Raw genomic sequence first — 14,047 nt, 5'->3', positions numbered from 1 at the left:
ATAGAGGGATCTTGCGACTATGGCTTGCTTATTTTTCAGCCATGGTGCGTGATGGCGGATCGCAATGCTCGCTAGCCCTTGTCCCGCTTGTGTTTGAGCACGGCAACCGTTAAACGGCTTGTACAGAGTAAACGTGCCCTTTCATCCCGAATTTCTATCTGCCACACCTGAGTCGTCGCGCCCAGGTGCAACGGCGAGCAGCGCCCCGTCACTCTCCCTTCCCGCTTGGCACGCAGATGATTGGCATTTATCTCCAGACCGACGCAATAACTGTCGCTGCCAACCGACATATTGGCCGCCACCGATCCCAGACTCTCCGCCAAGACCACAGAGGCGCCACCGTGCAACATGCCAAAGGGCTGATGGGTGCGCGCGTCCACAGGCATGGTCGCTTCCAGCCAGTCGGGCCCGAAATCAGAATACTGAATATCAAGATGAGCCATCAGAGTGTTGGCCGATGTCGCGTTGAGCCGCGCCAAACTTAGGGGCTGTTGCCAGATGGCGGCTTTATCGTCGTTCATGAAATGCAGATCTCCTTAAATGAGGGTGGACCTCATGGGGGAAACAAGATGACGGATGCCCCCTGTCTGAGCGGGTCGGCATCCGCCTTACCAGGGGTAACTGATGCCGGGCCAGTCAGACCAGGCAACGTCTCGCCCTGGCAAACGGGGATGGTGCCACTGCCACACCTTGCCCAGCCAGGCACGTAGCTCGGCCTCCAGCACGGCGTCAGCGAGGGGCGCCTCGGCCACCTTCCAGAAGAAGAGCTCCACCTCCACCTCCGGCAGCACCGAGGGGTAGAGATAGACGCCGCCCCAGAACTCGGGCTCCCGACTCGGGCTCCAGAGGCCATAGGCGAAGGAGCGCTTGGCCAGGAACTCCGATTGCTGCCAGGTCAGATCCTCCTCATGCTGGCCGAGGCTGAACTGGGCGGAAGGCCAGATATCCTGGGGGCGAAACAGCTGATGCAACTGCTCCCGCTCGCGCAACATGGCCACAAACTCCACCACAGCCTGAGCCGGGTTGACCGGTAACAACAGAAAATCCGGGTGCCGCAAGGCTTGCGGCACCCGAAACCGCTTGGGCAAGCTCAGCATCAAAGTAATTCCAAAAGCGCCTGCAGTGGATGTTTGAGTTTCTCCCCCTCCATCCGTTTCACCTGGCTGCGACATGAGTAGCCCGTGGCCAGACAGCGGCCCTTGGGTAGGCGAGAGAGCGGCTCGGCCCAGCTCAAGGCGTAGATCCCCTTGGAGTTGTCCACCTGTTTGGCATCGTGACCATAGGTGCCGGCCATGCCGCAACAGCCCACCGACACGGGCTGCAGGCGGGCGCCAAAGCGGTCAAACAGGGTGCCCCAATCGCCATGGGTCGTGGGCTTGGCGGTCTTTTCGGTGCAGTGGGCAAACAGATACCAAGGTTCAGCCGCCGTCGTCTCCTCGGACGCCTTGGGCTGCGGCGCAGGGATGGACAATAACCACTCCTGGGGCAGCAGCACCTGGAAGTCGCCACGGGCAGTACCCAGCGCCTTCACATACTCATCGCGGTAGCAGAGTACCAGTGAGGGATCGACCCCCACCAGAGGCACATCGAGACGGGCCAGGCTGTTGAGGAATTGGGCGCTGTTGGCCGCGGTACGGGCGAAGGCGCGCAAGAAACCTTTCACATGCTGAGGCTTGCCGTTGGGCAAGAAGGGCAGCAGATAGGGCTGATAGCCGAGCTTGGTCACCAGTCGGACCAAGTCGCGCACCACGGGGGCATCGTAATAACTGGTGAAGGGATCCTGCACTATGAGCACCACTTTTTGGCGCTGCTCGGGGCTCATGGCTTCCAGTCCGGCCAGGTCGAAGTAGCGGGCACGGTCGTCGCGCAGCGCCTCGTTCAGGGTCGGGACACTCAGCAGCGGCACATCCACCATGCCGATGCTCTTGGCACTCAGACGCTGAGCCCACTCCTTCTCCAGGAAGAAGTTGACCAATTTCGGCACCTTGGCCAGCCAGGGGGTGTAGCTCTCGACGGTGCCGACGAAGTAATCCTTGGGGCCGCGCAGGTAGCGCGCGTGGTAGAGCTGAATGAAACGAGCCCGAAAGCTCGGCACATCCACCTTGATGGGGCACTGGCTGGTGCATGCCTTGCAGGCCAGGCACCCCTCCATCGCCTCCATCACCTCGTGGGAAAAGTCATACTGGCCACGAGCGCGGGCTAGGGTGTTGCGCGTCTTGTCGATGATGGCCTTGATAGACAAGCCACCGCTTTGCAGCGCCACCTCTTGCGCGAGGGGATCGAAGCCCTGCTGCGCCAGCTGGCGCAGCCATTCGCGCATCAAGCCCGCCCGCCCTTTGGGCGAGTGGCGGCGATCGCGGCTGATCTTCACCGAGGGACACATGGGGGAGTCGGTCTCGAAGGTGAAGCAGAGACCGTTGCCGTTGCAATCCATGGCGCGGGTGTAGCTCTCCCGCACCGCAATCGGGATCTGGCGGTCGAACTTGCCGCGCTTGGGCCCATCCACCGACACAAGCGAAGCGCCGCTGCCATAAGGGATGCAGATCTTGCCGGGGTTGAGGCGGTTGGCGGGATCGAAGGCCCCCTTCACCCGCTGCAGCTCCTCCCACAGCTCGCCGAAGAAGGCGGGGCTGTATTCGGAGCGAAAGCCCTTGCCGTGCTCCCCCCACATCAGGCCGCCATATTTGGCGGTGAGCGCCACCACCTGATCGGAGATGCGGCGCAGCAGCACTTCCTGTTCGGGGTCGCACAAGTCCAGGGCCGGGCGCACGTGCAGCACCCCCGCATCGACGTGGCCAAACATGCCGTAATCGAGGCCATGACCATCGAGCAGGGCGCGAAACTCCATGATGAAGTCCGCCAGGGATTCCGGCGGCACGGCGGTGTCTTCGGTGAAAGCCACCGGCTTCTTGCGCCCCTCGGCGTTGCCAAGCAGCCCCACCGATTTTTTGCGCATGCCGTAGATGGTCTCGATGCTCGGCAGGTGGTCGCACAGCTGATAGCCGATGATGCCCGCCTCCCCTTTGGCCAGCAGCTCATCGATGCGGCGGCACAGCTCGGTCACCTTGATCTGGTGCTCGCCCTCGTCGGTGTCGGCAAACTCGACGATGTTGAGCCCCTGCAGATCCTTGCCGGGCACGTCCTGAATGAGGTCTTTCACCGAGTGCCAGATGATGTCGGCGCGAGCCAGCCCCAGCACCCGTGAGTCCACGGTTTCCACCGACAGGGCATGGGCCGCCACCATAAAGGGGGCATTGCGCAGGGCCGACGGGAAGCTGTCGTACTTGACGTTGACCAGGGTGCGATAGCGGGGAATGGGGGTGATGTTGAGGCGAGCCTCGGTGATAAAGCCGAGCGACCCTTCAGAGCCGCACAGTACCCGACTGACGTCCAGGGTATCTGTCTCAGGGGTATAAAGATGCTTGAGATCGTAACCGGTCAAAAAGCGGTTGAGCTTGGGGAAGATGGCCTCTATGTCGGCGCGGCGCTCGCGGCCGATGCGATAGAGGGTGCGATAGATCTCCCCCTCGCGGCTCTCGAGGGCCAGCTTGTCGGCGAGGCGGGCTCCCGTGACGGGCTCACTGGCCATGATGTCGCCGTTTTCCAGCACGGCCTTGAGCCCCAGCACGTGATCCGAGGTCTTGCCGTAGACCAGCGACCCCTGACCGGACGCATCGGTGTTGACCATGCCTCCCAAGGTAGCGCGGTTGGAGGTGGAGAGATCCGGCGAGAAGAAGTAGCCGTGGGGTTTGAGGTAGGCGTTGAGCTGATCCTTCACCACCCCGGCCTGGGCGCGCACCCAACCCTGCTCCAGATTAATTTCCATGATCTGGTTCATATGGCGGGAGAGATCGACGATAATGCCGCCGCCCAGGGACTGGCCATTGGTGCCGGTGCCGCCGCCGCGAGGGAAAAAACTCAAGGTGGCATACTCTGGCCCCTGAGCCAGCGTGAGCATGACTGCAATATCATCCGCGCTGCGCGGATAGAGAACCGCCTGAGGTACTACCTGATAGACGCTGTTATCCGTCGCCATCGCCAACCGGCTTGCATAAGACTTTTCGATATCACCACGAAATGCGCTTCGCCCTAGCAACTCAAGAAACTGCAGGGTTGTGGGTGACAAACTGTCCTGGTAATCGAGTCTCGGGATCATGAATCCTTGTTGCCTTCCATTGCTTGATGCCGGCATACCGGCGACTACGACGGCCCGACACGGCTGCGTTGGCCGAGTCGTGGGCGGTCAGCTCACATGTGGCGGCCAGTATATCAGCAAGAAAACCGCTTGCGATCGGCAATATTCACCATTTGAAAGGAGGATTGTTATGGCTCACCTCAGCCATGTTATCAGTACGTTTATCACCACCGAGAAACAGGCGCTGACCCTGTCACTGTTTGGCTGCATCAGCTTCGCCATCTTCGGGATCGGCTATGGCCTGTTCGCCGGTTCCAACGCCATCATGCTCGACGGCATCTTCACCCTGTTCAGCATGGGTATGACGGGCTTAGGGTTAATCACCGCCTACCTGGTGACCCGCCCCTCCGACGCGCGCTTCCAGTACGGCTACGCCCATTTCGAGCCCATCACCAACGTCATCAACGGCACCATCATCTTGCTGCTCTGTCTCGGCGCTCTCCATAGCGGCATCACCTCCCTGATGGAAGGGGGACGGGAGATAGACCTCGGTCACGCCCTCATCTATGCCGCCGTCTGCACCTTCTTCTGCGCCATCATTTACCGCGTCGAGGCGGCGGTGGCCGAGCGCGTCGATTCCGAACTGGTGCGGGTCGACTCCAAGGAGTGGCTGGTCGATACCCTGCTCAGCGCCACCCTGCTCATCGGTTTCGTGGTCGCCATCGGCCTCGACGCCCTCGGTTATGGCCACTACAACCGCTACATAGACCCCGTGCTGGTCACCCTGCTCGCCCTGTGCGCCACCCTGATCCCCATCAAGGTGCTCGGTCGCAACCTGCGGGAAGTGTTGAAAATCGCCCCCAAGGGGGATGTCTCGGCGCGGGTCGAGCGCGAGATAGACGCCCTGCGCCAGCGCCATGGGATCGAGTGTTACAGCCATCTGGCCAAGAGCGGCCGCCGCTTCGATCTCGAATTGAACATACTGGTGGCCCCGGATCAGGAGTGGCCCATAGAGCGCCAGGATGCCCTGCGCCAGGAGCTCTGGTCCCGCCTGGGCGATACCCTGGGGGATGCCTGGCTCTCGGTCTGCTTCACTCGCGAGAAACGCTGGCTCTGATCCAGCGCTTGCCATCCTGATGCAACGCGGGGCCCCGTCGCCCCGCGTGACAAATGTCCCAAACAGGGCCTCCTGCAGCCCGCTGCCTCGCCTAGCGTCACGCTCGCCGCCCCTCTCCTGCCCGTTATTGCTCTGTTTTTTTAATCTTTAAACCATTGACAGGGAAAACCGTTTGTCGAGTCCCTTGAATCAATAACCATTTTCAGCAGCACAAAAATTTTCGAAAATTTCGTTGCTAAAATTAAGTAGGCCAGCTATTTATTTTCGCCAAGGACAAACGGCAGACTACGCGCCGAAATACAGTGATGTTGTTATCCACCAAACAATAAAAACAAATACACTTATTCCACTTTGTTAAACAGTTAAGGTAAGTCCCATGAAAAAGGTGTTGATCACAGTATTCGCATTGACCATGGCGGGCACGGCCAGTGCTGCCCTTCCCCAGCTTAATTACGAGTGCCCGGGTAAGATACAGATGCACAGCGATGAGGGTGGTCCCGTCTATATCAATGGCAAGGAGGCCAAGCTCAAGAAGTTCAACGACAACTTCTATGAGGCCAAGGGCGCGGGAGTCACCCTCTCCATCAGCAACACCGGGGGCCAGTACGATGTCTCTTACACCAGCAAGCAAGGCTCGGGCGTCTGCCAGCCGACTGCAGCAGCAGGGCAAGCTGCCCCAGCCAATAGAGCCAGCGCCGCCGAGACCGCCTGTCTGAAGGCCGTCGCAAGCAAGACTGGGACAGCCGTCAGCAAGCTCAATGTGCTCGAGGTACTGGACTCCGAAGCAGGAGTGGGTGTCACCATTGAGGTTCCAGGTAGCCAGGCGCCCTGGTCCTGCCTGAGCGACAAGCAGGGTCATGTGCAGGGCGCCGCCTCGACCGGGTCCTGAGTCAGCCACGGTGCCCGAGTGTGAGGCGGACACGCAGCATCGGGCTGGTTGGCTCACAACATGGGAGGCATTGCCTCCCTTTTTCACTCCTCACTGTCATCCTCATTGAGAGAGACGGAATATAATGACACCGGGAAACATACTCCTGCATGATTAAGAATATCTTTTCATGGGTTTAATTGATGCAGATCAACACTGCCTGTATCAGGGAGTGTATTCCAACGCTGAATGCAATACCCGGCGCCAATATAGTCTTCTATGTGAATGGGTACCGGTTGTTACATTGAGCTCTGCCCATATAAATAATTAATAAAGACTCCACGCTTATTCATACCAGACGATGATGAAGCGCTCGCGCTCTGGGATCATGCGCTATCACGGCTCCCATTCTCGACCCCTATTATTGTCTTAAACGCAGCACTCTTTTGAAAATATGCTGGTTTATCTCAATGATATGCCGCGCTAGAGTGGCCCCATTCACCCGATGAGGACACCCGAATGAGCCACGATCCCCTGTTTTGTCCGCTGCGCCTCGGCCAGTTGCACCTGAACAACCGTATCGTCATGCCCCCCATGACCCGCTCCCGCGCCAGCCAACCGGGAGATGTGGCCAACGCCATGATGGCGACCTATTACGCCCAGCGTGCCGAGGCGGGTCTCATCATTAGCGAGGGCACCCAGATAGATCCCCTTGGCAAAGGCTACGCCTGGACTCCTGGCATCTATAGCCCAGAGCAAATTGCTGGCTGGAGACAGGTCACCGACGCCGTACATGCCAAGGGAGGGGTCATGTTCGCCCAGCTCTGGCACGTGGGTCGGGTGACTCATCCGGATAATATTGGCGGCGCCCAGCCCATCTCGGCTTCCGCCATCCGCGCGGCCGGGGTCAAGGTGTTTGTCGACAACGGCAGCGATAACCCCGGCTTTGTCGAGAGTGCCCTGCCCCGCGCCATGACGCAGGATGACATAGATGCCGTGGTCGGCCAGTTCCGCCAGGGTGCTCGCAATGCCATGCTGGCTGGCTTTGACGGCATAGAGTTGCACGCCGCCAACGGCTATCTCATCAACCAGTTCCTCGACTCCGAGTCCAATGACCGCACCGACGGTTACGGCGGCTCCCTTGAGAACCGTCTGCGTTTCCTCAAGGAGGTAACCGAGGCAGTCTGTGCCGAGATAGGTGCCGATCGGGTTGGGGTGCGTCTTGCGCCGCTCACCACCCTCAACGGCACCGTCGATGCCAATCCGCAAGCGACCTATCTTGCCGCCGCGACCCTGCTGGGGGAGCTGAATGTCAGCTATCTGCACATCGCCGAAGCTGACTGGGAAGACGCTCCCCTGATGCCCGTCGATTTCAAACAGGGACTCAGGGCCGCCTTCCCCAACACCCTCATCTATGCGGGCAAGTACGATGGTGCACGGGCACGGGCCGCCATCCACGAGGGCTGGGCCGATATGATAGGCTTCGGGCGACCCTTCGTGGCCAATCCTGACTTGCCGACCCGGCTGCGCCACGGTTATCCCTGGACGCCCCACGATCCCGCCACCCTGTTTGGTGGCGCCGAGCAGGGCCTCACCGACTATCCCGTCTACGGCCCGCAGGCTGAGCCGCAGCCCGCTTAACATACTCAAATAGCAGAGGGCCCCGCGGGGCCCTCTTCGTTATGCCATTTTCCCCTCACCCGGGCCTCAGCTCAGACTGACCCCCTGGCAAGCGGCATAGCCGAGGATGCTGCGAGTCAGCCGCGCCTTGGCTGCCAGATTGAGCCAGCTCGCCTCCACCGCGTTCAGACTGAGACGACACAGCTGCTCGCGGCTGGCACCAAGCGCCTCGACCAGGGCGCGCATGTTGGCGTCCATATAGCCCCCGAAGTAGGCGGGATCGTCCGAGTTGATGGTGACGCAGAGCCCTTGCTCGAGCAGGGTCAACACATTGTGGTTCGCCATGGTGGGGAAGACCCCGAGCCGCACATTGGAGAGTGGGCAAACCGTGAGGGGCAACCGGGTGTCGGCCAGAAAACGCAACAAGTCGGGATCGTCGGCGCAGCGTACCCCGTGGTCGATGCGCCGCACCCCGAGCTGACGGATGGCCTGCCAGATGTAGTCTGCCGGCCCCTCCTCCCCGGCGTGGGCCACCAGCCCCAGTCCCAGCGCCTTGGCACGGGCAAACAGGCGGGTGAACTGCTCAGGCGGATACCCCAGCTCGGATGAATCGAGCCCGATCCCATGGATCCTGTCCAGCCAGGGGTCGGCCTCGGCCAGAGCCGTCAAGGCCGCCTCCTCCCCGAGGTGGCGCAGAAAACTCATGATGAGCCGGTAACTGATGCCCAGTTCGCCCTCACCACGCAACAACGCCGCCTCTATCCCCGCCAGCACCGTCTCGAATGGTACACCCCTGCTGGTGTGCGCCTGAGGATCGAAGAACACCTCGACATGCACCACCTGCTCACTCGCACAACGCTGCAGATAAGCCCAGGTGAGATCGAAGAAATCCTGCTCCTGGCGCAACACATCGCAGCCCTGATAGTAGAGGTCGAGGAAGGATTGCAAGCCGTCGAACTGATAGGCAGCCTTCAGAGTGGCCGCCTCGGTCCAGGGCAGGGTCAAGCCATTGCGCGCCGCCAGACGCAGCATCAGGGCGGGCTCCAGGGTGCCTTCCAGGTGCAGATGCAGTTCCAGCTTGGGCAAGCCCGTGATGAAGTCATCCATGATGTTACGTCCTTGAGTAAAGTAGTGGCTGGTCAGGTTTCATTAGGTGCCATGGCTGCCCGGCCAGCGACACAGACAACAGCGGAGGCAGCTTGGCGCAATTGCTGTCACACCTTGTCATCAAAGGGGCATATAATGGCGGCACAAAAAAGATAACCGATTGAAGACATTTAAGAATGTCTGTGCCTCATCTCTGCCCCTGCAAGGAGTTTACATGAAGAAAAACGTCATCTGTGATATCGACGGTGTCATATTGCACAACAACGATCTCATCCCGGGGGCCGATCACTTCGTCCATCGCCTGCTGGAGCAGGGCAGCAAACTCCTGTTCCTCACCAACTATCCGGCCCAGACCCAGAAAGATCTGCAGAATCGCTTCCGCTCCGCCGGCATCGACGTGCCCGAAGAGAGCTTCTATACCTCCGCCATGGGCACCGCCGATTTCCTCAAGCGCCAGGATGGCAAGAAGGCCTATGTGATAGGCGAAGGGGCGCTGACTCACGAACTTTACAAGGCGGGCTTCACCATCACCGACATCGACCCCGACTTCGTGGTGGTGGGCGAAACCCGCAACTACAACTGGTCCATGATGCAACTGGGCGCCAAGTTCGTGGCGCAAGGTGCCCGCTTCATCGCCACCAACCCTGACACCCATGGCCCCATGATGCATCCAGCCTGCGGCGCCCTCTGTGCCCCCATAGAGCGCATGACTGGCAAGAAGCCCTTCTATGTCGGCAAGCCGAGCGCCTGGATCATCCGCGCGGCACTCAACCGGATGGAAGCCCATTCGGATAACACCATCATCATCGGCGACAACCTGCGTACCGATATCCTGGCCGGCTTCCAGGCGGGACTGGAAACCGTGCTGGTCCTGTCCGGGGTGAGCAAGGTGGCCGACATCGATCAGATGCCGTTTAGCCCCAACCACATTTTCAACTCCGTGGCCGATATCGACATCATTTGAGGTAGTTGGCGGCGGCCCAGCGTACAGAGTCAAGGGCGCCGCCCGGAAAATGGTAATTGTATGGAACCTGTACTGATCGCCGTGGCTTTCGCCTGCGGCATGCTGGTCAACCTGATAGGCCTGCCTCCCCTGCTCGGCTTTCTCGCCGCCGGCTTCATCCTCAACGGCATGGGCTATGAAAACAGCCCGGCCCTGAGTGAGCTGGCAGATCTCGGGGTCACGCTGCTGCTGTTCACCATAGGGCTCAAGCTGAATGTGCGCACCCTGCTGCGCCGTGATGTCTGGGGTACCGCCAGCCTGCACATACTGCTCTCCACCTTGCTGTTCACCCTGGTACTCCTGGTGTGCAAGGGGCTGGGCATGGCCCTGGCCATGTCCCTTGGCTGGCAGCTCGCCGTGTTGCTGGGCTTTGCCCTGTCATTTTCCAGCACTGTGTTCGCGGTCAAGGTGCTCGAGGAGCGCAGCGACATGAATGCCCTCTATGCACGCCTCGCCATCGGCGTGCTGGTGATGCAGGACATTTTCGCCGTCGCCTTTCTCGCCATCTCCAGTGGCAAGCTGCCGAGCATCTGGGCGCTCTGGGTGCTGGGGCTGCCTCTGCTGCGCCCCCTGCTTTGCAAATTGCTGGAGCGGGCAGGTCATGGAGAGTTACAGGTGCTACTTGGCATCTTCCTGGCCCTGGTAGTGGGCGCCGCCGGTTTCGAGGCGGTTGGACTCAAGCCAGATCTGGGGGCGCTGATCATCGGCATGATGCTGGCCTCCCACCCGGCCGCGGCGGGCCTTGCCAAGGCGCTGTTCAACTTGAAAGATCTCTTCCTCATCTGCTTCTTCCTGACCATTGGCCTCAACGGTCTGCCGACCCAGGACGCCATGTGGATAGCCTTTGCCCTGGTACTGGCCCTGCCATTCAAGAGCGCGCTCTACTATCTGGTCTACAGCGGTGCCCACCTGAGGGTGCGTACCGTGCTGCTCTCTACCCTGGCGCTGACCAACTTCTCCGAATTCGGCCTCATCGTGGCCGCCATCGCCGCCAAGGCGGGCTGGCTCTCCCATGAGTGGCTGATTGCGCTGTCGCTGGCACTGGCGGCCAGCTTCATGATCTCGGCCCCCCTCAACAGCCAGAGTGAACGCATCTATCACAGACTCGGCAACTGGCTGCGCGGCTTGCAGGCCCGGGAACTGCATCCGGAAGACAGACCCATTGAACTCGGCGATGCCGAGGTGATCATCCTCGGCATGGGGCGCATCGGCCAGGGCGCCTACTTCGAACTGGAACACAAATATGGCCCCGTCATCCTGGGGGTAGAGAATGACGCCAGCAAGCTGCCGGCCCTGCGCGAGCGCAACATGAACGTCATCGAGGGCGATGCGACCGATACCGACTTCTGGGACAAGGTGCTCATCTCCAACCAGATCAATCTGGTGCTGCTGGCCATGCCCCGCCATTCGGGCAACCTCTATGCCATCGAGAAGCTGCGCAGCCATGGCTTCACCGGCCAGATAGCCGCCATCGTCCGCTTCGAGGACGATATCGAATCCTTGCGCGAACAGGGGGTGGATGCGGTGTTCAACGTCTATGACGAGGCTGGCAGCGGCTTCGCCCGCCATGTCATCAAGGGGGTAAAAGGACCTGAGGATCTTGGCAAGGCGCGCTCGATCGTTTAGTTTACCTTTCCAACTGTTAAATAAAACGAACAAGGGGCCAGGATGGCCCCTGCTAGCCACCGCCATAGACCCGAGTCACTGCCAAGGAGGCACAATGCTGACCCTCGCTCTATCCAGACACTCTGCCAATAGCTGTGCCATGCAGCCCCTCGATCAACCTGAACAGGTTGCCAATGCGTGTGCCATGCAAGCCCGCACTCAGCCTCAATCCCCTGCCAAGGGGGTTTCATGCTGAGCCTGAAAGATTGGACCCTGCTCGACCGCCAGAGCGTCACCCCCTCCTCCCTTGTCCCCTCAAGGGACAAAATCAAAGCCGGTCACCCTGAGCAGACACTCTGGAACCACTACTCGGATCCGAGCCAGCAGTTTCACGTCGGCTTCTGGTCCTGTGAGCCGGGCCGCTGGGCCATTCACTATACCGAGCATGAGTACTGTCAGCTGATCGAAGGGGAGGTGTGCATCCACGACACCCTGGGCGGCCAACTGCGCCTCTCCCCGGGGGATCAGTTCGTCATTCCGGCTGGCTTCGTCGGAGAGTGGGAGACCCTGACCCCTTGCCGCAAGCTCTATGTGATCTTCGAGCCAGCGGGTGGGTCAGCCCCCCAATAAGCGAGCGGTGAAATGGCGTCAGGGACAGCGAAATCCAGCAGGGTGACGTACACGTCAACCAACTTGACGCCAAGGTCAGGTTCGCGGCTCATGGAGAAAGCGGCCAGAGCCCTGATTTTGTGCGGTGTTGCCGCTTGCAAAAGGTTTTGGCGCTAGGCATTGTGAAAGGCGAGGAATGTAAATGGAATTTCGAGCCCAAACGTGGGGGGCTCAATAAAATCAAAGAGGATTTACATCAATGTGTTCAATATTCGGCATTCTGGACATCAAGTCTGACGCAGCCAGCTTGCGTAAATCGGCGCTTGAAATGTCCAAGCGACTACGTCATCGCGGACCCGACTGGTCCGGCGTCTACAGCTCAGACAAAGCCATTCTGGTCCACGAGCGGCTGGCCATCGTCGATCCGGGCAATGGCGCCCAACCCCTCTACAACCCGGCGCGCAGCCACGTGCTGGCCGTCAACGGCGAGATCTACAACCACAAGGAGCTGGAGAAAGAGCTCAAGGTGGACTTCCAGTTCCAGACCAAGTCTGACTGTGAGGTATTGCTCGCGCTCTACCAGGAGAAGGGCCCCGCCTTCCTGGATGATCTCAACGGCATCTTCGCCTTCATCCTCTATGACGCCGAGCAGGATGCCTACCTGATTGGTCGCGACCACATGGGGATCATCCCCCTCTATACCGGCCGCGATGAACATGGCAACTTCTATGTCGCCTCCGAGATGAAGGCCCTGGTTCCCGTGTGCAAGAGCGTGGAAGAGTTCCCGCCCGGACACTATCTGTGGAGCAAGGATGGCGAGCTGACCCAATACTATCAGCGCGACTGGCGCGAGTTTGACGTCGTCAAGGACAATCCTGCCTCGGTAGAGGAGCTGCGTGCCGCCCTGGAAGCGGCCGTCAAGCGCCAGCTGATGTGTGACGTCCCCTACGGCGTACTGCTCTCCGGCGGGTTGGACTCCTCGGTCATCTCGGCCATCACCAAAATTTATGCCGCCCGTCGCATCGAAGACGATGGCAAGAGCGAGGCCTGGTGGCCCCAGTTGCACTCCTTCGCCGTCGGCCTGGAAGGCTCGCCAGACTTGGCCGCCGCCCAGAAGGTGGCCGATCATCTGGGCACCATTCATCACCAGATCCACTTCACGGTGCAAGAGGGACTCGATGCCCTGCGGGACGTCATCTATCACCTCGAGACCTATGACGTCACCACCATTCGTGCCTCGACCCCCATGTATCTGATGGCCCGTTACATCAAGGCGATGGGTATCAAGATGGTGCTGTCGGGAGAGGGATCGGACGAACTGTTCGGCGGTTACCTCTATTTCCACAAGGCGCCAAACGCCAAAGAGTTTCACGAAGAGACGGTGCGCAAGCTCGATGCCCTGCATCTGTACGATTGCCTGCGCGCCAACAAGTCCATGGCCGCCTGGGGCGTGGAAGGCCGCGTGCCCTTCCTCGACAAGGAGTTCATGGACGTGGCGATGCGCATCAATCCTGCCGCCAAGATGTGTGGCAACGGCAAGATCGAGAAACACATCTTGCGCCAAGCCTTCGAGGAGCTGTTGCCCCACGAAGTGGCATGGCGCCAGAAGGAGCAGTTCTCAGACGGTGTGGGTTACTCCTGGATAGACAGCCTCAAGGCCATGGTCGAGATCGAGGTGACGGATCAGATGTTCGAGGCGGCGGCGTATCGCTTCCCCATCAACACCCCGCTCACCAAGGAGGCCTACTACTACCGCAGCATCTTCGAGGAGCACTTCCCCCTCGAATCTGCCGCGCGCTGTGTGCCTTACGGCAAGTCGGTCGCCTGCTCCACCCCCACGGCGCTTGAGTGGGATGCCAAGTTCAAAGAGATGGCCGACCCGTCCGGTCGCGCCGTGCTGGATGTGCATCAACAGGCTTACTAAGCCGGTGCCTATCCGCCCCGATAACGAAAAAGCGCAGCCAAGGCTGCGTTTTTTTATGG

The 14,047-nt window shown here is 60.2% G+C and carries 11 protein-coding genes; 7 read left to right on the top strand and 4 right to left on the bottom strand.

The window, feature by feature from the left end:
* Positions 1-71 precede the first annotated feature (71 nt).
* From KYK33_RS08305 to ydiJ, 3 genes are all read right to left on the bottom strand, one after another.
* Positions 72-521, bottom strand: a complete 450-nt coding sequence (locus KYK33_RS08305) for a hotdog fold thioesterase (RefSeq protein WP_042043722.1) — start codon at positions 519-521, stop codon at positions 72-74.
* 87 nt (positions 522-608) lie between these two features.
* On the bottom strand, positions 609-1,097 hold the full coding sequence (locus KYK33_RS08300) for a hypothetical protein (RefSeq protein ID WP_224432674.1): 489 nt from the start codon (positions 1,095-1,097) through the stop codon (positions 609-611).
* Positions 1,097-4,156: a D-2-hydroxyglutarate dehydrogenase YdiJ gene (ydiJ, locus tag KYK33_RS08295; RefSeq protein WP_224432673.1), complete on the bottom strand. Its 3,060-nt coding sequence runs from the start codon at positions 4,154-4,156 to the stop codon at positions 1,097-1,099. The genes KYK33_RS08300 and ydiJ overlap by 1 nt, the downstream gene beginning before the upstream one ends.
* 169 nt (positions 4,157-4,325) lie before the next feature.
* Here ydiJ and KYK33_RS08290 point away from each other — a divergent pair, with 169 nt between their 5' ends.
* The 3 genes from KYK33_RS08290 (at position 4,326) to KYK33_RS08280 (ending at position 7,761) form a co-directional block, all read left to right on the top strand.
* Complete coding sequence (locus KYK33_RS08290) at positions 4,326-5,252, top strand: cation diffusion facilitator family transporter (protein ID WP_042043718.1); 927 nt, start codon at positions 4,326-4,328, stop codon at positions 5,250-5,252.
* Positions 5,253-5,628: 376 nt separating this feature from the next.
* The gene (locus KYK33_RS08285; protein ID WP_224432672.1) at positions 5,629-6,141 is read left to right on the top strand and encodes a hypothetical protein; all 513 of its coding nucleotides are present in this window, start codon (positions 5,629-5,631) and stop codon (positions 6,139-6,141) included.
* A 498-nt stretch (positions 6,142-6,639) separates the two neighbouring features.
* Positions 6,640-7,761 carry an alkene reductase gene (locus tag KYK33_RS08280; protein ID WP_224432671.1) on the top strand — a complete coding sequence of 374 codons (1,122 nt, stop codon included), beginning with the start codon at positions 6,640-6,642 and terminating at the stop codon, positions 7,759-7,761.
* 66 nt (positions 7,762-7,827) lie between these two features.
* On the opposite strand, the gene KYK33_RS08275 is transcribed toward KYK33_RS08280, so the two are convergent.
* Complete coding sequence (locus KYK33_RS08275; RefSeq protein ID WP_224432670.1) at positions 7,828-8,847, bottom strand: adenosine deaminase; 1,020 nt, start codon at positions 8,845-8,847, stop codon at positions 7,828-7,830.
* Positions 8,848-9,061: 214 nt separating this feature from the next.
* Between KYK33_RS08275 and KYK33_RS08270 the strand changes: the two genes are divergently transcribed.
* The 4 genes from KYK33_RS08270 to asnB all read left to right on the top strand — a co-directional run bounded on the left by KYK33_RS08270 (position 9,062) and on the right by asnB (position 13,988).
* Positions 9,062-9,811, top strand: coding sequence for an HAD-IIA family hydrolase (locus KYK33_RS08270; protein WP_224432669.1), 750 nt, complete (start codon positions 9,062-9,064; stop codon positions 9,809-9,811).
* Positions 9,812-9,871: 60 nt separating this feature from the next.
* The gene (locus tag KYK33_RS08265) at positions 9,872-11,476 is read left to right on the top strand and encodes a cation:proton antiporter family protein (RefSeq protein ID WP_224432668.1); all 1,605 of its coding nucleotides are present in this window, start codon (positions 9,872-9,874) and stop codon (positions 11,474-11,476) included.
* Between the two features lie 228 nt (positions 11,477-11,704).
* Positions 11,705-12,085: a cupin domain-containing protein gene (locus KYK33_RS08260; protein WP_224432667.1), complete on the top strand. Its 381-nt coding sequence runs from the start codon at positions 11,705-11,707 to the stop codon at positions 12,083-12,085.
* Positions 12,086-12,323: 238 nt separating this feature from the next.
* Positions 12,324-13,988: an asparagine synthase B gene (asnB, locus tag KYK33_RS08255; RefSeq protein WP_042043709.1), complete on the top strand. Its 1,665-nt coding sequence runs from the start codon at positions 12,324-12,326 to the stop codon at positions 13,986-13,988.
* The last annotated feature ends 59 nt before the right edge of the window (positions 13,989-14,047 follow it).

Origin of the sequence: Aeromonas rivuli (genome assembly GCF_020149575.1) — a bacterium.
GTDB classification, from domain to species: Bacteria; Pseudomonadota; Gammaproteobacteria; order Enterobacterales; family Aeromonadaceae; genus Aeromonas; species Aeromonas rivuli.
The sequence above is the reverse complement of the archived record's forward strand: the minus strand, read 5'-3'. Positions and strand labels throughout refer to the sequence as shown.